The sequence below is a fragment of the Sodalis sp. (in: enterobacteria) genome, from assembly GCF_036327475.1.
Lineage (GTDB): Bacteria > Pseudomonadota > Gammaproteobacteria > Enterobacterales > Enterobacteriaceae.
Window position 1 is genome coordinate 1,427,807 of record NZ_CP132913.1, and the last position, 17,249, is coordinate 1,445,055.

12 protein-coding genes, 1 tRNA gene and 8 pseudogenes are annotated in these 17,249 nt (G+C 52.3%); 12 read left to right on the plus strand and 9 right to left on the minus strand.

The window, feature by feature from the left end:
• Positions 1-117: 117 nt before the first annotated feature.
• A pseudogene (locus GPOALKHO_RS07680) lies at positions 118-414 on the minus strand (DUF4156 domain-containing protein).
• Between GPOALKHO_RS07680 and GPOALKHO_RS07685 the strand changes: the two are divergent.
• Entirely contained in the window at positions 329-538 is a 210-nt protein-coding gene (locus tag GPOALKHO_RS07685) for a hypothetical protein (protein ID WP_406703503.1), read from the plus strand. The pseudogene GPOALKHO_RS07680 and the gene GPOALKHO_RS07685 overlap by 86 nt on opposite strands.
• A gap of 91 nt (positions 539-629) precedes the next feature.
• Here GPOALKHO_RS07685 and groL read toward each other — a convergent pair whose 3' ends face one another.
• The 3 genes and pseudogenes from groL to GPOALKHO_RS07700 form a co-directional block, all read right to left on the minus strand.
• Positions 630-2,276 (minus strand): chaperonin GroEL, encoded by a 1,647-nt coding sequence (gene groL, locus GPOALKHO_RS07690; RefSeq protein WP_406701999.1) that lies wholly within the window; start codon positions 2,274-2,276, stop codon positions 630-632.
• A gap of 46 nt (positions 2,277-2,322) precedes the next feature.
• The gene (locus GPOALKHO_RS07695) at positions 2,323-2,616 is read right to left on the minus strand and encodes a co-chaperone GroES (RefSeq protein ID WP_406702001.1); all 294 of its coding nucleotides are present in this window, start codon (positions 2,614-2,616) and stop codon (positions 2,323-2,325) included.
• Positions 2,617-2,814: 198 nt separating this feature from the next.
• Positions 2,815-3,241: pseudogene (locus GPOALKHO_RS07700) on the minus strand (FxsA family protein).
• A gap of 302 nt (positions 3,242-3,543) precedes the next feature.
• Between GPOALKHO_RS07700 and GPOALKHO_RS07705 the strand changes: the two are divergent.
• The 7 genes and pseudogenes from GPOALKHO_RS07705 to GPOALKHO_RS07735 all read left to right on the plus strand — a co-directional run.
• Positions 3,544-4,888, plus strand: a pseudogene (locus tag GPOALKHO_RS07705) (aspartate ammonia-lyase).
• A 68-nt stretch (positions 4,889-4,956) separates the two neighbouring features.
• Positions 4,957-5,325, plus strand: a complete 369-nt coding sequence (gene cutA / locus GPOALKHO_RS07710; protein WP_406702002.1) for a divalent cation tolerance protein CutA — start codon at positions 4,957-4,959, stop codon at positions 5,323-5,325.
• Between the two features lie 347 nt (positions 5,326-5,672).
• Positions 5,673-5,964, plus strand: a pseudogene (dipZ, locus tag GPOALKHO_RS07715) (protein-disulfide reductase DsbD); the annotation flags it as partial.
• A gap of 705 nt (positions 5,965-6,669) precedes the next feature.
• Positions 6,670-6,745, plus strand: a tRNA-Phe gene (locus GPOALKHO_RS07720).
• A 275-nt stretch (positions 6,746-7,020) separates the two neighbouring features.
• Positions 7,021-7,533 (plus strand): annotated as a pseudogene (locus GPOALKHO_RS07725) (GntR family transcriptional regulator); the annotation flags it as partial.
• A gap of 409 nt (positions 7,534-7,942) precedes the next feature.
• Positions 7,943-8,727: pseudogene (locus GPOALKHO_RS07730) on the plus strand (dihydrodipicolinate synthase family protein); the annotation flags it as partial.
• Positions 8,728-8,809: 82 nt separating this feature from the next.
• A pseudogene (locus GPOALKHO_RS07735) lies at positions 8,810-9,482 on the plus strand (MFS transporter); the annotation flags it as partial.
• Between the two features lie 1,025 nt (positions 9,483-10,507).
• On the opposite strand, the gene GPOALKHO_RS07740 reads toward GPOALKHO_RS07735, so the two are convergent.
• The 3 genes from GPOALKHO_RS07740 to GPOALKHO_RS07750 all read right to left on the minus strand — a co-directional run bounded on the left by GPOALKHO_RS07740 (position 10,508) and on the right by GPOALKHO_RS07750 (position 12,583).
• Positions 10,508-10,750, minus strand: coding sequence for a hypothetical protein (locus GPOALKHO_RS07740; protein ID WP_406702003.1), 243 nt, complete (start codon positions 10,748-10,750; stop codon positions 10,508-10,510).
• A 230-nt stretch (positions 10,751-10,980) separates the two neighbouring features.
• A complete protein-coding gene (locus GPOALKHO_RS07745; RefSeq protein ID WP_406702005.1) occupies positions 10,981-11,208 on the minus strand; it encodes a VENN motif pre-toxin domain-containing protein in 228 nt (75 codons plus the stop codon).
• Between the two features lie 1,033 nt (positions 11,209-12,241).
• The gene (locus tag GPOALKHO_RS07750) at positions 12,242-12,583 is read right to left on the minus strand and encodes a hypothetical protein (RefSeq protein ID WP_406702006.1); all 342 of its coding nucleotides are present in this window, start codon (positions 12,581-12,583) and stop codon (positions 12,242-12,244) included.
• 171 nt (positions 12,584-12,754) lie between these two features.
• On the opposite strand from GPOALKHO_RS07750, the gene GPOALKHO_RS07755 reads away from it, so the two are divergent.
• The 4 genes and pseudogenes from GPOALKHO_RS07755 to GPOALKHO_RS07770 all read left to right on the plus strand — a co-directional run.
• A complete protein-coding gene (locus tag GPOALKHO_RS07755; protein ID WP_406703505.1) occupies positions 12,755-13,093 on the plus strand; it encodes a hypothetical protein in 339 nt (112 codons plus the stop codon).
• Positions 13,023-13,298, plus strand: a complete 276-nt coding sequence (locus tag GPOALKHO_RS07760; protein WP_406702008.1) for a PLP-dependent transferase — start codon at positions 13,023-13,025, stop codon at positions 13,296-13,298. The genes GPOALKHO_RS07755 and GPOALKHO_RS07760 overlap by 71 nt, the downstream gene beginning before the upstream one ends.
• A 585-nt stretch (positions 13,299-13,883) precedes the next feature.
• Complete coding sequence (locus tag GPOALKHO_RS07765) at positions 13,884-14,060, plus strand: hypothetical protein (protein WP_406702010.1); 177 nt, start codon at positions 13,884-13,886, stop codon at positions 14,058-14,060.
• A gap of 154 nt (positions 14,061-14,214) precedes the next feature.
• A pseudogene (locus GPOALKHO_RS07770) lies at positions 14,215-14,775 on the plus strand (aldo/keto reductase); the annotation flags it as partial.
• A 62-nt stretch (positions 14,776-14,837) separates the two neighbouring features.
• On the opposite strand, the gene ftsP reads toward GPOALKHO_RS07770, so the two are convergent.
• On the minus strand, positions 14,838-16,259 hold the full coding sequence (gene ftsP, locus GPOALKHO_RS07775; protein ID WP_406703449.1) for a cell division protein FtsP: 1,422 nt from the start codon (positions 16,257-16,259) through the stop codon (positions 14,838-14,840).
• Between the two features lie 199 nt (positions 16,260-16,458).
• Positions 16,459-17,193 carry a 1-acylglycerol-3-phosphate O-acyltransferase gene (locus GPOALKHO_RS07780; RefSeq protein ID WP_406702011.1) on the minus strand — a complete coding sequence of 245 codons (735 nt, stop codon included), beginning with the start codon at positions 17,191-17,193 and terminating at the stop codon, positions 16,459-16,461.
• Between the last annotated feature and the right edge of the window lie 56 nt (positions 17,194-17,249).

Sequence of the window (17,249 nt, forward strand, 5' to 3'; positions counted from 1 at the left end):
GCGCCATGGCCCGATACCTGACGGCGGTAAACGGTCTCTACTGTGGCCGCTGGGTATATCGGTAGCGCGGGCTTACGGTTTTACGGACAGTGACAGTTATATACCTAGCCTTTAATCTTACTTGTTCAGCGGCACAAGCTGAACAGATAAGTTGCTTTTACTGACCGGGCTGGTGGCGCCGTAGATACCGTTGCGGCCCATTGCGGCCGCACGGTTCCTCAAATCATTCGCAGCCCCACGCACGGTGCTATCTTCGGCTGGAAAACCAGTTACCCTGAGTACTAGTAGGCTCACCCAAAAGGCAGCACTCGCTGCCAGGCTGGTATCGGTGAAACGCACTTATGACCGACTGCTGTTAAATCATGCGTACTGCTTACATCCCGCTACCAACAGACTGCCGGCACAAGGCATCATTAAGAATTTGGTCTACATTTCTCATGAATTCCTGAAGGGTATGGCAAATTTGCTGTGCGCGCCACACTGCCCGCTGGCACAGCCGGCCTATTTATCAGGCTGGCCCGTCCTGCGGACACTCTGAATCTATACTCTAAATCCCGCTTGGTGATAATTTTTACCAAAAACCCCCGGCTTGCCGGGGGGTTCACAACGCCATTAGCGATACGGGGGAATTACATCATACCACCCATACCACCCATACCGCCCATACCGCCTGCGCCGCCCATGTCAGGTTTGTCTTCCTTCGGCAGATCGGTCACCATACATTCGGTGGTGATCATCAGACCGGCGATGGAAGCCGCATACTGCAGCGCGGAGCGGGTTACCTTGGTCGGATCTAGGATACCCATGTCGATCATGTTACCGTACTCTTCAGTCGCCGCGTTGTAACCGGTATTACCTTCGCCCGCTTTCACTTTATTGGCAATGACGGACGGCTCCTCACCGGCGTTGGCCACGATCTGACGCAACGGCGCTTCCATTGCGCGACGCGCAACCTTGATACCGACGTTCTGATCTTCATTGTCGCCAAGCAGTTCAGCAACGTTGTTAGCTACGCGAATCAGCGCCACGCCGCCGCCGGCGACCACACCTTCTTCCACTGCGGCGCGAGTAGCGTGCAGGGCGTCTTCGACCCGGGCTTTCTTCTCTTTCATTTCGACTTCGGTGGCGGCACCTACTTTAATAACCGCAACGCCACCAGCCAGTTTGGCCACGCGCTCTTGCAGTTTTTCACGATCGTAATCGGAGGTGGCTTCGTCGCGCTGCTGGTTGATTTGCGCAACTCGGCTATCGATAAGGGCTTTGTCGCCTACGCCGTCGATGATGGTAGTGGTGTCTTTGGTAATAACAACACGTTTGGCCTGCCCCATATCTTCAAGGGTAGCTTTTTCCAGCTCAAGGCCGATTTCTTCGGAAATAACGGTACCTGCGGTCAGAATAGCGATATCCTGCAGCATGGCCTTACGGCGATCGCCGAAGCCCGGCGCCTTCACGGCGGCGACTTTAACGATACCGCGCATGGTGTTTACAACAAGCGTAGCCAGCGCCTCGCCTTCAACATCTTCAGCAATAACTAGCAGTGGTTTGCTTGCTTTGGCAACGGCTTCTAGCACCGGCAGCATTTCGCGGATATTGGAGATTTTCTTATCAGCCAGCAGAATGAACGGGCTTTCCAGTTCAACGGCGCCGGTTTCCGGTTTGTTGACAAAATAAGGGGAAAGATAACCACGATCGAACTGCATCCCTTCAACCACGTCCAGTTCGTCCTGCAGACCAGAACCCTCTTCCACGGTGATAACGCCTTCTTTGCCGACTTTTGCCATGGCTTCGGCAATGAGGGTGCCGACGGTTTCATCGGAGTTGGCGGAAATGGTACCCACCTGAGCGATCGCTTTGGCATCAGAGCAAGGTACGGAAAGTTTTTTCAGCTCCTCTACAGCGGCGATAACAGCTTTATCGATACCGCGCTTGAGGTCCATCGGGTTCATGCCAGCGGCCACGGCTTTCAGGCCTTCATTAACGATAGACTGAGCCAACACGGTCGCGGTGGTGGTGCCGTCGCCTGCGGCGTCATTAGCTTTAGAAGCAACTTCTTTCACCATCTGGGCGCCCATGTTCTCGAATTTATCTTCCAGTTCGATTTCACGTGCGACTGACACGCCGTCTTTGGTGATAATCGGCGCGCCGAAGGATTTGTCCAGCACTACATTGCGGCCCTTAGGACCCAGTGTCACTTTTACTGCGTCGGCCAGAACGTTTACGCCGCGAAGCATTTTTACGCGAGCGTCGTTACCGAATTTTACGTCTTTAGCTGCCATTTCGATTTCCCTTAAATTCATTCAGTTCAGATAATTTACACATTGATTACTGCTCAACGATAGCCAGAATATCGCTTTCAGACATAATCAGCACTTCATCGTTGTCGATTTTCTCAGCCTTTACGCCATATCCATCATTGAAAATCACTATATCGCCAACTTTCACGTCCAGCGCTTTCACTTCGCCGTTTTCCAGAATACGACCATGGCCCACAGCCAGTACTTCACCGCGAGTGGACTTGCCCGCTGCGGAGCCAGTCAGCATGATGCCGCCCGCAGACTTGGCTTCAACTTCTTTACGCTTGACGATAACGCGATCATGTAATGGACGAATTTTCATTGAAAGCTCTCCTTGAGAAAGTCTGTATCAGTTTTTGGGGATGAACGCCGGATATGATGCCATGCCCGGCCTTGTAGTTAATACAATGGGGGCGTTCAGAGAAGCTTCAAGGGGGGGGGTGGATTTTTTTTTCACTTAAGCGATGGAATTTTAGCCAAAATAAATTTAACACTAATTTAATCAATATGATATATGGTATCATTCTACCTTTTTCCGATCATTTAATCGGTCATGATGAAAATCATGGCGACGGTACTCGCCCTTAAAGATCCCGCCGCCGCCGCCGGCGGCGGCGGGACACCGTGCTGAAAGCGCAAATAAAGCAGCAAGCTAGCGTCAACAGATTCTGTATCGGGCGTCAATAACAGTAACAGGCCGAGGAAATCAATGAAAGCCGGGCAGCAACAGAAATTCCGCAAGCAACAGCGAGACGCTTTTGATCATCTCACCGACGAAACGCTCACCGCGGGCCTTGGGCCTGTACCAGCGATGCACCGATAAATGATGTCGCGATCACTAGCAGCAACAACGTTGCCAGTACACCAAGCAAGCTGGCAACCTGGATGAAAAGGGAAGTCTCAATGTAGGTGACAACCAAAATGATTAAGAACGGGATCCAACGCAGCGAATTCTCTTATGTTATCGATTGCCGCCGCGAGAGTATCTGTCCCAAGCGATAAAATTCGCCACCGCAAAATGCGCCTTGTTGCCGGCTTAGTCTTAGTGCAATAGTATCCCTTAAGACAATTTTCAAAGAATATGCCGAGTCGTTGCCTGCAAGCGCTCTTCGCCTCCCGCGATAACTGGTTAAATAAAAACGCTTAACTAAGCGTGATCGGCCTAGTGACCTTGTCTTAATAACAGAGTATAATGGCAAAAGTAAAATCAACGTCAGTTTAAGGCTCTTAATGATTGCAAGGAGAGCGCATATCAACCCTCTTCCGTACAGAAGAAGACTTGCTCGGCACCCGTGAAGTGCCGGCCGACGCCTATTATGGCATTCATACCCTACGTACCAGTGAAAATTTCTACATCAGCAATATGCGTATCAACGATATTCCCGCGGAATGGTGATGGTTAAAAAGCCGCCGCACTGGCCAAAATAAAGAACTTAAAACGCTACCGCGGGATATCGCCGATATCATCGGCCAAGCCTGTGATGAAGTTCTGGTTCGGGGGCGCTACATGGATCAGTTTCCGGTAGATGTATTTCAGGGTGGCGCCGGCACCTCCGTTAATATGAATATCAATGAAGTGCTGACGAATATCGCCTTGGGGCTGATGGGGCACCAAAAGGGGGAATACCAATTCCTTAATCCCAACGATCACCTCAACTTATGTCAGTCCACTAATGACGCCGAAAAAGCGCAGCAATTCAACGGCATTCTAAAATGGGCAGAACCCAGTTGCAGGACACGATCCAATGACGCTCGGCCAGGAGTTCCACGCCTTTAACGTGCTGCTGAAGGAAGAAAACAAAAAAACCTACTGCGCACCGCGCAATTACTGCTGGAGGTGAACCTCGGCGCGACCGCCATCGATACCCGCCTGAATACCCCTGAAGGGTGCCAGATACTGGCGGTGGAGAAACTGGCGGAGATAAGCGGGATGCCCTGCATCCCGGCCGAGGATTTAATTGAGGCCACCTCAGACTGCGGTGCTTATGTCACGGTTTACAGCGCGCTGAAACGCCTGGCGGTGAAACTGTCTAAAATATGCAACGACCTGCGGCTGCTGTCATTCTGTCCGCGAGCCGGCTTGAATGAGATCAATCCGCCCAAACTGTAGGCAGGATCGTCTATCATGCCAGCCAAGGTCAACCCCGTGCTGCCGGAGGTGGTAAATCAGGTGTGCTTCAAGGTGATCGGCGACGATACCTGCATCACCATGGCGGCGGCAGCGGGGCAGTTACAGTTAAACGTCATGAAGCCGGTTATTAGTCAGGCCATGTTCGAGTCGATGTATATTCTTACCAATGCCTGTTTCAATCTACAGGACAGATGCATTGGCGAGATTGCCACTCACCAGGCTATTTGTGAACAATATGTTTTTAATCCCATCGGTATCATGATCTATACTTAACCCGTTTATCAGCCACCACAACGGTGGTATCGTCGGTAAAATCTGTGCCGAAGCCGGTAGAAGCGTGCGCGAGGCCGCGCTCGAGCGCGGCCTGCTCACCGAGGCGCAACTGGATGATATCTTCTCGCTGCAAAACCTGATGCATTCTAAATACAAAGCCAAACGCTACCCTGACGATACCCCGTCCTGACCTTGCACTGTCGCTAGCGGCGCGAACAGGCTATAATGCCCGCCGGCGTTTTCCACACAGGGATGATAATGGCAGATAATCCAGACGGCAAGCCGGAAGGCGTTCTCCCGCAGCCCAATGATACCGGATTGTGTATCATTCTCTGCACCGCGCCAGACGAAGCCTACGCCTGCGCCATCGCTCAACGCTTATTGGCCGGCAATCTCGCCGCGTGCGTCACGCTATTGCCTGGCGCCACGTCGCTTTACTACTGGCAGGGGGCGCTCCAGCGGCAGGCCGAGGTTCAACTGCTTATCAAAAGCCGCATGGCTCTGCGGCAGGCGGTATTCACGCATATCAAAGCCCATCATCCTTATCAAACCCCGGAGTTATTGGTACTGCCCGTCACCGGCGGCGACCCCGATTATCTATCATGGCTCAACGACTCTTTACGCTGATCGTGTTGACGTGGCTAGCATGCCTACCGCGCCGCCCGCCCAGGCCGTCTTGTTCGGCAATACTCACGGCAACCAGCTCATTCCAGTGGGACCAGGCGTGCCGCTTCGATTTTCGTCAGCAGAGATCGCAATTGACACTGAGCCGGGGCGTTCATCCCGGCTACTGCTTATACCGTCAACAGATCTGACGGGAGCTGGTAAACGCCACCCTTAGTGCCTTCACACTACCCGCCCAGAGCGTCATTACAATAGGTTTTACGGCACCGGCTGACGCGAAAGCCCCGGCGATCGGCCAAGGAATGATTATACCCCAAAGCACTCTGCTCCAAAGTGACAGAGTGCCATTTTTCGGTATCGCCTTCACGCCATTCGTACTGCCGATGTATCCCTTGATTTCCGCCGTCGTTCTCGGCAATCGCGTGCGCTGTTGGCGGTGGTCTACGTTATGGGGATGGCCATTACCCTGCTGGGCGTAGCAGTGGCGGCCGCTGACCTGCAATTTCAGGCGGCGCTGCAACAGCCTGCACTGCCGATTGGGCTTGCCGTGTTGTTTATCCTGCCGGCGTTGTCGATGCTCGGCGTGTTTACCCTGCAACACCGGCGCTACAGACCCGCCTGACGCTTTGGAGCAACTGTCAGTGCAAGACACCTTGCCATCGTCTTTGTCGACGTTCCAGCCGGTGAAACACTTGAGAAAATCACGCGTAAATACACCTTCAGCGATCCCGCCGTGGCCGAGCAAATACATCGCCTGACTCTGCTTCAAGTGGATGTTACCGCCAATGCTCCTGCGCAAAATGGCTGCCGACAATTTTGTTTTTCGATAGCCACGGCAACGAGATCCCCGGCTCGCTGGGAACTGGTTTTGCCTTTGCGGAAGCTGGCGCCGTGAGCGACACTCAGCTAAGCAACCGCAGGTTAACTAAGAGGAAATGTGCAACGGAACATATACGGAACCGGACGTTGAGCCTGCTTGAGCAACGGGGTTTTGTGCGGTGTATCACTGTCGATGCTGGCCGATGAGCTTGGGCTGCCGCTAGCGCAGTTGAGCGTCTACTGGCCGAATCGCGAGGCGTTAGACTGCTCACTCCACCATGCCGTCCAAGTAGACGAATGATGCGATGAATGCGCAGCAAATGAAGCTAACGTTGACTGCTGGTCAAACATAACACTCAGGATGTAGCGGTAGCGTACCGTCCTGGAGGAAGGTATTTTACGTCTGGCACTGTGCCGGAAAACGGCGCTTTGAGTTGAATTTTTGCCTGAAAACTCACGTCGGTTTCACGTAATTCTCGGATAAACCCGTTGACGAAATCGAGCCAATACAGTCTAATGCGGCCCGTTGCCCGGATAGCTCAGTCGGTAGAGCAGGGGACTGAAAATCCCCGTGTCCTTGGTTCGATTCCAAGTCCGGGCACCATTCTTTTCCTTGCTTCTCCCCTCCCTACGCATTGCACTTGATGAAAGCCCGTTCATTGAAGCGATGCTGACGTAAACGACTATGCATCAGAGATTTGACCGCCCGCTCAATCGCTACGCCAGCCCATGCCGTTGGCTTGAATGGCCGAAACTTGGCCAGTCAGATATTCCCATGATATGATAGATACAATGGGGTTGTTGTTACATGTGTTGTTCTCTACAGCCACGGGCACTATGAAAGTATCTGATTCGCACGCGCGGAAACACCGGTAAAGTATCGGGCGCACGCTTCGTCCACACCCGCTGGTGCGCAAGAAATTGTCTGAGATGGTGGAGATGGTGGAAGCAAAGAGCTTGAGCAGATGATCCCTGTCGCCGAGAATTTGCCGAAGGCGGGCCACTGCCTTCAGAGTGTGAGGTGATGGTTTTCAATGTTGGCCGCCCCTCGGTGCGGAAAGCGCTGGGGGCGCTGAAGCGTAAAGGTCTAAGGTCTAGTGCAAATCAGCGACGGGTAGCGAGCCTATCTGCCGACATCATCATTAGCGAATTATTCGGTATGGCAAAGGATTTTCTCTCACGTTTCGGCGGTATCGCCCATTTTGAGCAATTACGCCCGTTTTTCGAGTTCAGTCTGGAGAGCATGCGACGGACGCCAAAATTGAACGCTTAGGAAAAGCGCTAAAACTCAACAATCAAGCGCTGGACAAAAACGATCTTTTCATTCGTTCCGATGTTTCCGAGACACTGGACAATCCCCTCTTCTTGGTGATACAGATTGCCTTGCCTGATTAGCTAATCGCCGTTTGTCCAAAGGGAAAATGAGTTACATTAGCAATAATGTCAGTTAGCGGTATATTGCGATCATTTCGCGATCCGCCAGCGCACCTCGATGCTGCTGATCACGCTTTGCATACCCATCTCAACAGCGTTTTCCGCCATATACTTTCAATAAATAGCATCAATCCCGTTCCCCTGATAGCGCTATCCCTTCTGGTATACGGCAGGATCGTCTGCCGATCGTTTAGTGTGTTAAATCCCGCTCAACATTTTCTCATGGCAAAATCGATTACACTGGCATAACAGGTATAAAGGTATATAGTCATGAAAACTATTACTGCAGGAGAAGGGGATGGATGCTCAATTGGGGAGTGATGGCCGCGCTACCACCCCTTTGATACCAACGAAAACTAGATACGGCAGTCTGTGTCGCCTAGTTCACTTCAACATTAATCAAGGTGTTAGCGGGCTATATGTGGGCGGTTCCACGGGTGAAGCGTTTTCCAGCACCTTGCCGGGCGCACGTACTTGATGTCGTGGCTAAAGAAGCAAAGGGAAAGCTTACGTTAATTGCCCACTTCGGTGCCGTCAGCACCCATGAAATCCAGCAGCTAGCGCAAGCGGCCTGTCGTTATGGTTTCGATGCCATCTCCGTCGTCACCCCGTTTTATTATCTTTTTAGCTTTCATGAACATTGCGAACATTATCGCGCTATAACTGACGCGGCTAATAGGCGGCCGATGGTGGTCTATAACATTCCCTCGTTGAGCGGGGTCACGTTCATGCTTGCGCAAGATAGCCACTTTAGTAACGCTACCGTTGCGCTGAAACGGACCTCTGGCGATCTGTTTCAGATGCAGCAGATCCGCCGAGGATTTGATTCTCTATAACGAATGTAACGAAACCTTTGCCCGGCCTGCTTATCGGCGCCGATAGTGGCGTTGTGAGCACCTACAACATTATGGGCTGGCGCCATTTTGGTACTGCGCGCGCAGGGGGTTCCGCGGGCTAAAAACGGTTTTGTGCTATAACAGGTGTACTGACCATGCCGCTGTGTCGAAAGCCCTTCGCACCAATAGCGGAAATATCTGCCTGAACTTTGAAGTCCTTGTGGTAAATCTGTTGCGTGAAAAGGGCAATAGCCCTGATGAAACCCCTTGTGCCCGCGGGCAACGCGCCTGCTGGATATTCGGAACAGCTTTTTAATCCGTACATCGACCAAAGCTATGGGCAAAGCCCATCGCGGGAGTATCACATGAGCCATGTTATGCAACCTATCCCGTGATGCCGCTATCTCGACCGTGCGCAAAGATGGGCTTTTGCCGCCTGACTAGGTCATCTCCTCGACGGTGTCGACTTCGTACTCATTGCCTTTGTGTTGACAGAAATTCAGCACGAATTCAGGCTCACGACGGTGTAAACGGTAGTAAGTCTTATCGTGACGGCATTTATCTCACGCTGATTTGGCGGCTTAATACTGGGCTCCATATACTGGGCCCATGGGTGACCGCTACGACCGGCGATGCTGTCCAGCATCCTGCTGTTTTCAGCAGAACACTATCTTGTAGTCTGGCGCCCAGTTTTACCACACTGTTTATCGCCCGCCTGGTGATCGGGATTGGAATGGCGGGAGAATACGGCGCTATGTGATTGAGAGCTGGCCGAGGCATTTGCGTATGCGTAATAAGACGAGTGGAATTTTTGATCTCTAGCTTTTCCATCGGCGCGGTGGCAACGGCACAAATTTACGGTATGGGGCTGGAGTGCGCTTTTCTACCCATCATCTTTGCTTTCTGGATTAGAAAAACATCCCGCAGGCAAAAGACTGAAAACACGCAGTCAAAACGCCAGTGCGCACCATGGTCGATATCTTCTACCGAGGAATATGGCGTGCTGAATGACGTAATGACGGCAGTTGCCGCGACGTCGCTAGAATATGTTTCGCGGGCGAAATGAGCGACAAGCGCTGGCTGCTCCCAGAAGCGCTACGTACACATGATGTCATTGGACAGGCCGTTTAAGCGTGATAACGCACGGTAGTAAAATGGCTTATTAAAAACGAAGGGGTAACGGATATGCCGATGATAACGCCAATAAGAGTTATGACGTATATTGTTGCGAGGTGTAAAGATCTTGTATCTTTTGTGCTGAATTTCGTCGCTAGTTAATGTCATTAGTAATGAATGAAATTCATATGCGGCCGTTGGAATACACAGCATTGGCTAAAAACCAATGCATCACAGATCAATACGACGCGTCAACTGATTTCATCATAGTTAAGTCTTTAAACCAAGATCAAAAGATTTTTTCAAAACGGTAAGGAATGACATATATACACTAGACGTAGCTAGGCAAGGTGCGGATGTGAATTCTTATCGACCCTCTTATTCTTGCTATAGACTGTAAAAATTCCACTGTTCAATATCACTATATTCGTGATAATTTTATAAATCGTCTAAATTCATCATCGAACTAAAGCCACTATTCGCACTTAAATTATCACGCCGCCGGGCAAATCGTTGATATTATTAAAGAGCACATCGGATCGAAATCAAGCACCGTTACTGATGTCATCTTGCCGATTGCAGCCACGGCGGGGATGGTGGTTGATACAGTGGCATTATTCTACGTACAGAAAATTAGACGGCATTGCCGTAAGAGTTTAGCAGGCTATTCAACTTATCGTATATACACCTAATATGCTATTATCCCACGCGCTCAGCTCTTACTGCAGCTGTTTCTGAATTTGCTGACACGGGAGAGGATTCAATTGCACCTCCAAATCCAAAAATAAACTTTTATTAAGCTCTTCTACCGATCGGAAATGCTTATAAACGCATTAGTGCATATAATAGCTAGAGCCATGGATTAGCTTTCTAGGTTTTTCATCGCATCTTGTCTCGCTTGTTTAGTTCTCTTTTATACGGTCAGCTCCGAAACAGCAGATCCTGTAACTACGCCAATAACATATCAATTACTTGTTCAGTCACTGGAGACAATGCATCAACCACTTTACCAGCAACGCTCTCAGTTGTACTACCGAAGCCGGCACTGATGACAGCATTAGCCGGATCTTCACCGTTAATCCTGTTGCCAATTGCGCCATCATGCTAGAAATAATTGTATCCACATAACTGAACGGGTCGTTCTCGTTGAGCTGAACATCGGTATTTTCACCTACGCCTATTTCTGCATTAAGCGCATGCTCTTTTATCGTGATGCCTAGCACACTAGCACTAAATATCGATGGCGCGTCACTAATGTTAGAATTGGATTTATGATATCCCCATATTCATTGTTTTCTAATCAGTACCCATCGTTTCAGAATCAGGATTACGTTTGACGTAGTTGGCTCCATGACATCACTCCTTTAACCAGTTCATACGCAACCGTAGGACCGTATTCCTTTTCCATTTTCAACTCGCAGATAACCTGCTAACTCAGTACGTTCTGAATTGGTCAGTTGTGAAGGATCTTTGGTAAATTCAGACACCAGTGCATCGCTACGTTTGCCGGAATTTCCAGCTTAATTAACTTATTGGCAGTGGCTAATATCTTGTCGCCGCTCTCAATTTTCTCAACAATTTTGTCCACGCTGTCGGAAGATATTGTCCTTATGAGGTTATTTTCTACTGCATTCTTTCCGGTCTGAGCCGTCGTCACCACGCCGCCAGCATCCCCCGTCACCAGGCCCGTCAGAAAGTTCAGCGGCCAGTTGGACTAACCTGCTGTTTTTCGCTTACGCTTAGTTGCTCCAGCGTTTTACCCACCAACATCCGACGCCGGCGACTGCCGATTGATAATTCAGTTGTGTCGTCAACGCGCTGGTAGCGCGTGCGCCATTCCTGTTAACGGGCGGTAGTCAGGTGCTAATCTCCGTTGCCAGGTTTGGCGAGGCACCGCTCGTCAGCGCCACAACAGGTCACTTCTCGCCAGCGCCGTGAGCGTGCCCCTCATGCACCTTCTTTCCGTCCCTCTGCAATTGCTCTCGAGCCCGGGAACAGCGCGGTTGGGCCCTTTGCGCTTTCAACGGCTTGAGCGCCAAGGTTGCCTATCAGCTGTGCTTTTGGCCGGCCCTGCCCTCAAAGAGTGAACTAATGCCGGCGTTGCCAAGCCATGCCTCCCGCTTAAGCTGTGCTACGTCCTGTTATTGCCTGCCATGATCATAGATGAAGGTGCCTTCGCTAATCCTGAAGTGAGTGGTGCCCTCATTGTCTCTACTGTTGTTGGCGCCTGAGAGCATGCTGCCGACCATATTGGTCAAGAGATCTTTGTCGACCGGCCCTCCGATGAATCAGTTATCGCTATGCTTCACTTGAACACCGCCTGATTATGGATATCGCGCCAGCCGAGCGTACCGGTATCAAGACGATTGTACCCTTTTCCCGCCTGATTGGCTATCACTGCGCCATCAAGTGTGAAACGTGTCTGTGCCTGAACTTATATCCGTCCTCACCCACAAATGGCCCGGTCTGCGCCTTCACGTCGTCAAAGTGACTTTGAAGCTTATCTTGGCCAGTACTGACAAGGTCGAACCGGTCATCGCACCAAACGTGAAGCTGCCCGCCAGCGGTGCGTCTTGTTGTTTGGCACATCATCATAGCGGTCGCTGTCCTGAGCGCTTCATGGCCCTGACCTACATTGACGCCAACGGAAACGCTGATGCCACAGCCGCCTGAATCAGCGCCGATGCCTACGCCAAACATGGCTATCTTCGATGCTATTCAACGGTATTTTCGATGTTCTGCACGGACTGCAGAATAATGTCCCGCCCCGTATCCAGCTTCATGTCCATGCCAGCAGTCAAGGTGCTGCCCTTGGACTGGCGACTCTCGGTGCGCGACTTGCTCCTCGACGACTTGCTGCCATAGGATGCCAACTGTGTTGGCGGCGCCCCGCGCGGTGTCTTAGTGCCGGCCTGCAGACCCGGCGGTGTTCCGTCGTGAGGTAAGCGGACAGGATGTCGCCCGTAAGCGCATCGCCCATGCGCCTTCTGCGCTTGCCGAGCATCGACGGTACGCGAGGCGCTCGTTGAGGCGTCATGGATGCATTCTAGCGACACAACTCATGGTCGTGATGGCGCAGGGTCGTGGAAAGACAAGGCAATAGCCTTTCCGGTAGAAAACAAAGCAAAATGCACTAAACAACAATAAAAACGACAAACCTAGGGTCACCCGCGGTCGACGAGACCACGCCGATCGTCATGACAGGGCGGTAATTGACACTTATCCCCATGAGAGAAGCTGTTATAACAATAACATTTATTGCCGCACAGGGCATCCTCGCTGATTTTAACTCAGTCCAGCATAAGGAGAGGGCGACGGCGGGACGCGCCAACAGTGAGCTGTTTTATGACTGGCGAGGTACGTCTACTCATTTTTCATTGCAGCAAGCGATGGTGGAGTTCGAAGGAGGTGCCGGTTACGCGCTCTATCCCTGCGGTACCACAGAGATAGAGCGCGGATATTGGCCCTCTAATCAACCATGGAAATGCGGAACGCGTGCGGTGCGGGCCAGAAATCCAGATATCGTCATTGTGCTGGATATACCTGGCGACAGACATATTACTTAAGGCGCTGGATTTTGGCGTCGATATCTCCCCTCAAGCCGGCACTAAGTATCTGATCAGCCATTCCGATGCGATGATCGGTACCGCGGTAGCCAACGCACGCTGCTGGGACCAATTGCGCAAGCAATTCTATCTGGATGGGATAGATGATTGGCGCCGATACTGCGTATATGGCGCGCGGGGCTGCGTACGTTCTGTATCTGGCTAAAACACAGCATGAGGAAACGGCCCGCGCGTGTGGCGCGCTGGTTGGCGCAGCGTCCTGAGGTGGCGGTAATCAATCACTCGACACTGCCAAGCAGCAAAGGGCATGACGTCTTTGTGCGCGACCTCGCCGGGCCAGCAGGCTGTTCTCTTTTGCATTATCTGGACCGCTTCACTCATTTCAGCATGGCTTACTCATGTGGAGTTTCGAGTCGCTGATATTGGCGAATCAGCCGGAAGAGCTGGTGACCACACGGCCCGCCACTTGCCGGGTGATAGTCGTCTACTGCTGCTCTCGGGCACGATGGTCGCCAAAGGTGTCATGGCGTTTTCCCTCACGCTCATCACTCTCAGCGCGGCGGCTGGTTTCGGCTGCTGGCTCAGCTACCTGCGCAGGGACGCTGGCTTGGTGATATGCGTATCGTCAGAAGCGGATTGCCCATCTGCCCGCCCACCATCACCTGCGCGCTTGCAACCCTGTTTGATCGTCACGGGCTGACCATGCTGCTGGCTGTTCAATTGGTTAAGCCGTGCTAATCTGAGTTACCGTGCTGGTGTCCTTGGCTATGCTATCAGCCATGTGCCGGTTGTGAAACATCATAAAGATCAGGTGATGATGGCGCTAATCGCCCTGCCCGTGATGATGCTGGTCCACTGGTCTGACAGGCAGCGTGCTGCTGATTATCTGCCGGCGGTGACTGAAAACGCCACCAGGCCCGTCACGCAGGCAATTCTGTTACAGCCTGCCTTTCCCCCCTCGCCGTAGCGTGAAGCGGGTCACCACCCAATATCACTGCGCGCACAGTGGCCCTAACGCATCGCCGATGCCGCGGCGGGCTCTTTTTCCACCAAAACTAAACTTATCCCATCACTCGTGGCCACCGCCGTCCGGGTGCGGCGCTTGGGCAAAAGGAGAAAGCATGGCGACACAACTTATGGTCATATTTCACGATGAACATACCATGCCGCAGTTGGGTTTATGTGGGTCTGGAAAGCCAGTAACCAGAAGTGGTCACCGCAATCGAGGAGGCGCTGGAGGTCGGCTATCACTCTATTGATACCGCGGCTATTTACAAAAACGAAGAGGGTGTCGGCCAGGTACTGCAGAGCGCCACGGTGGCGCGGGAAGATCTGTTTATTTCCACTAAACTGTGGAGCAGCGATCAAAACCATGGCCGATCTTTATTTAACGCACCGGCCGGTACCGAGCAAGGATAACCATGTACAGGCCTGGCGCAACATGGTGAAACTGAAGGAAGAAGGACTGGCAAAAGCATCGGAGTGTGTAATCGCGAGCCGCACCGTTTCAACGCCTACTGGACGAAACCGGCGTGATGCCAGTGATAAACCAAATTGAGTTGTATCCGCTGTTGCAGCAACAGGCGTTACGAGACTTCGATGCCTGGCACCAGATTTTGACCGAATCCTGGAGTCCTCTGGCGAAGGGTGGTAATGGGGTGTTTAACCGGGCGATTGGGCGCCTCGAGGGTGGCAGCGCGGTTGCAGCGGTACCTCACGGCCGTGTCGCACTCTTCGCTGCCGGTTAGTCCAGGGCTGCGGGCCGTACGATAAATTGCCCCGCAGCGCCGCGATCGGCCATTTCCAGCATCTGGCTGTAATAAAGATAAGGAAAGTGCTCCGGCGCTACCTGTGGAAACCAAACCAGCAGTTCCACTTCGTTATCCACCCATACCGTATCTTTCCAACCCTGATCTTCTGGCAATGGCGTGCTGCCATTACCGCGTTTGATCAGAAAAGCCACCCCCTGAATATGGAATGCCTGTGGGGTGTTAGTATGGACTATCCAGCGTTCGAAACTGCCCTGTAAACTTTGAAAGTCGTTGCGGTTCATATTCCACAACACACCATTGATATCGGGTGTAGCCCCCCCGAGGTAGAATTCGCGGGTGCGGCTGATGCCATCGTCGATTAGCTGATCGGACAACAAACGCATCGGCAGGTTATCGGTGACCAATGGTAACAGCCCGGTCGGTTTAAGCGTCAGCACCGTGGTATTGACCAGTATTGATGAGGGTTCAAAAAGGCCGCGTACCCGGTCTATCAGACCAGCCGCTTCGCCGGCGGTGATGGCCACGTTTTTCCCTTTGGACATATCGATGAGAATTTCACGCCGCTCGCCAGGCGCTAGCGATAGCCGGGTGACCGGCACCGGCGCACGCAAGAACCCCTGGTCGCCGGCAACGACCTGTATGGTGCGACCGTCGTTGAGTTGCAACTGATAACGCCTAGCGTTGGAGGCATTGAGCAGTCGCAGACGCACCCAACCGCGCGACACTTCCACAAAGGGACTCTGCGCGCCGTTCACCAGCAGAGTATCACCAAGGAAACCGCCGCTGGCGGGTGGGTTGTACACTGGCTGACCGAAATTATCCAGCCGTTTGTCCTGGATGATAAGCGGGAAGTCATCGACGCCGTAATGATTCGGTAACGGCAGAACTTTGCTTAGAGCATCCTCCACCAACCATAGCCCCGCCAGGCCGTTATAGACATGCGGTGCCATACGATTGGGAGTATTGGCATGATACCAACAGGTGGCCGCCGATTGACGGATCGGCAACACAGGCGACCAGTCCGTGCCTGGCGACATCATCCGCGCCGCGCCACCCATTAGCGTGCCGGGCATCTGCAGACCACTGACGGTCATCGCCACAGATTCATTCAGCCGATTGTTATAAATAAGTTTTACGTCATCACCGTTGAACACTCGAACCGTCGGGCCGAGATAACCGCCGTTGATGCCCCAGGTGGCGGCGCGTCGGCCGGCGGCAAAGGTCCAGTGCGAACTCTGCAGTGTCAAAAATAACGGCTGCCCGCGGCGTGATTCCAGCAAGGGTGGGATCGGCAGCGCCACGGGCGCATCGGCGGCTCGCGTCCGCAGCGGTAGCGCGCTGGCCATAAGCGTACCCCCGTATATCTGAATAAACCGACGCCGACTGAGTAACATATCTGCTCCGTTAGACACGGCAAAACTTCTCTTGTTATGTCCGACCTGCGTCAGGCCGGGAAATTATCAACTGTACATCGTGACCAAATTGCCCCCATGTCTCTATTCGTCGTAGCCACAAACATCGTTACGGCCGACATTAAAGGAAAAGGCTTCAACACCCGCCGTTCGTGACAGACGGTCTGAGGTTTAAAAGCTTTCAGCGCTCCAGCGTTTCTCGCCTGGCCACTTCCGTGTTCAAATCGTCGATTTTATTTTTCATCACTTCCTGACAGTGTCGGGTCAATTCGCGTACCTGCTTACGGCTGTAACCGGCCGTTTCAACCGACGGCAAAATTTCGATGATGACCAAGCCGTTAGACCAGCGATTGAGTTTTATTTTGTTCGAGGTGTTGGAGACGCAAATCGGCACAATAGGAACCTCGGCGGCAATCGCGCTATAGAACGCTCCGGTTTTAAAGGGTAGCAAACCGCGACCGCGGCTGCGGGTCCCTTCTGGAAACATCCAAATGGAAATATTGCGCTTTTTGATACTTTGTACGATTTTGGTAAGTGTGCTATAGGCGTGGGCACTGTTATCGCGATCGATAAGCAAATTGCCGGTCAACCAGTAAAGCGGCCCAAACAGCGGAATCCATAGTAGGCTTTTTTTCCCCACCGTTACAGTGCGCGGCTGCACGACATGAGTCGCGGTTACCATATCGTAGTTGTTCTGATGATTGGCAATATAAATGCAATTCTGCGGCAGCGTCACGCCTTTGGGATGACGAACTTCCACTCGTATACCAAGCAGGGGTGACATACGGCCAAACCAGCGGCCGAAGGTAGCGACATGACAAGGGTCTCGCGGGCTGAACAAGCAATAAATCAAGCCAAAAACACAGATGATTATCGACAACAGCACCACCAAAATGGTGCGAATAATAGCGAGCATAGTTACCCCCTAACATTCAGCCGTCGCTAGTATACCGGCTTTCTGACAAAATACAC

Excerpts from the sequence above, each read along its gene's own strand:
- groL (WP_406701999.1), bottom strand. The coding sequence starts at position 2,276 with ATGGCAGCTAAAGACGTAAAATTCGGTAACGACGCTCGCGTAAAAATG.
- GPOALKHO_RS07695 (WP_406702001.1), bottom strand. The coding sequence starts at position 2,616 with ATGAAAATTCGTCCATTACATGATCGCGTTATCGTCAAGCGTAAAGAA.
- cutA (WP_406702002.1), top strand. The coding sequence starts at position 4,957 with ATGGCAGATAATCCAGACGGCAAGCCGGAAGGCGTTCTCCCGCAGCCC.
- GPOALKHO_RS07755 (WP_406703505.1), top strand. The coding sequence starts at position 12,755 with ATGAGAGAAGCTGTTATAACAATAACATTTATTGCCGCACAGGGCATC.
- ftsP (WP_406703449.1), bottom strand. The coding sequence starts at position 16,259 with ATGTTACTCAGTCGGCGTCGGTTTATTCAGATATACGGGGGTACGCTT.
- GPOALKHO_RS07780 (WP_406702011.1), bottom strand. The coding sequence starts at position 17,193 with ATGCTCGCTATTATTCGCACCATTTTGGTGGTGCTGTTGTCGATAATC.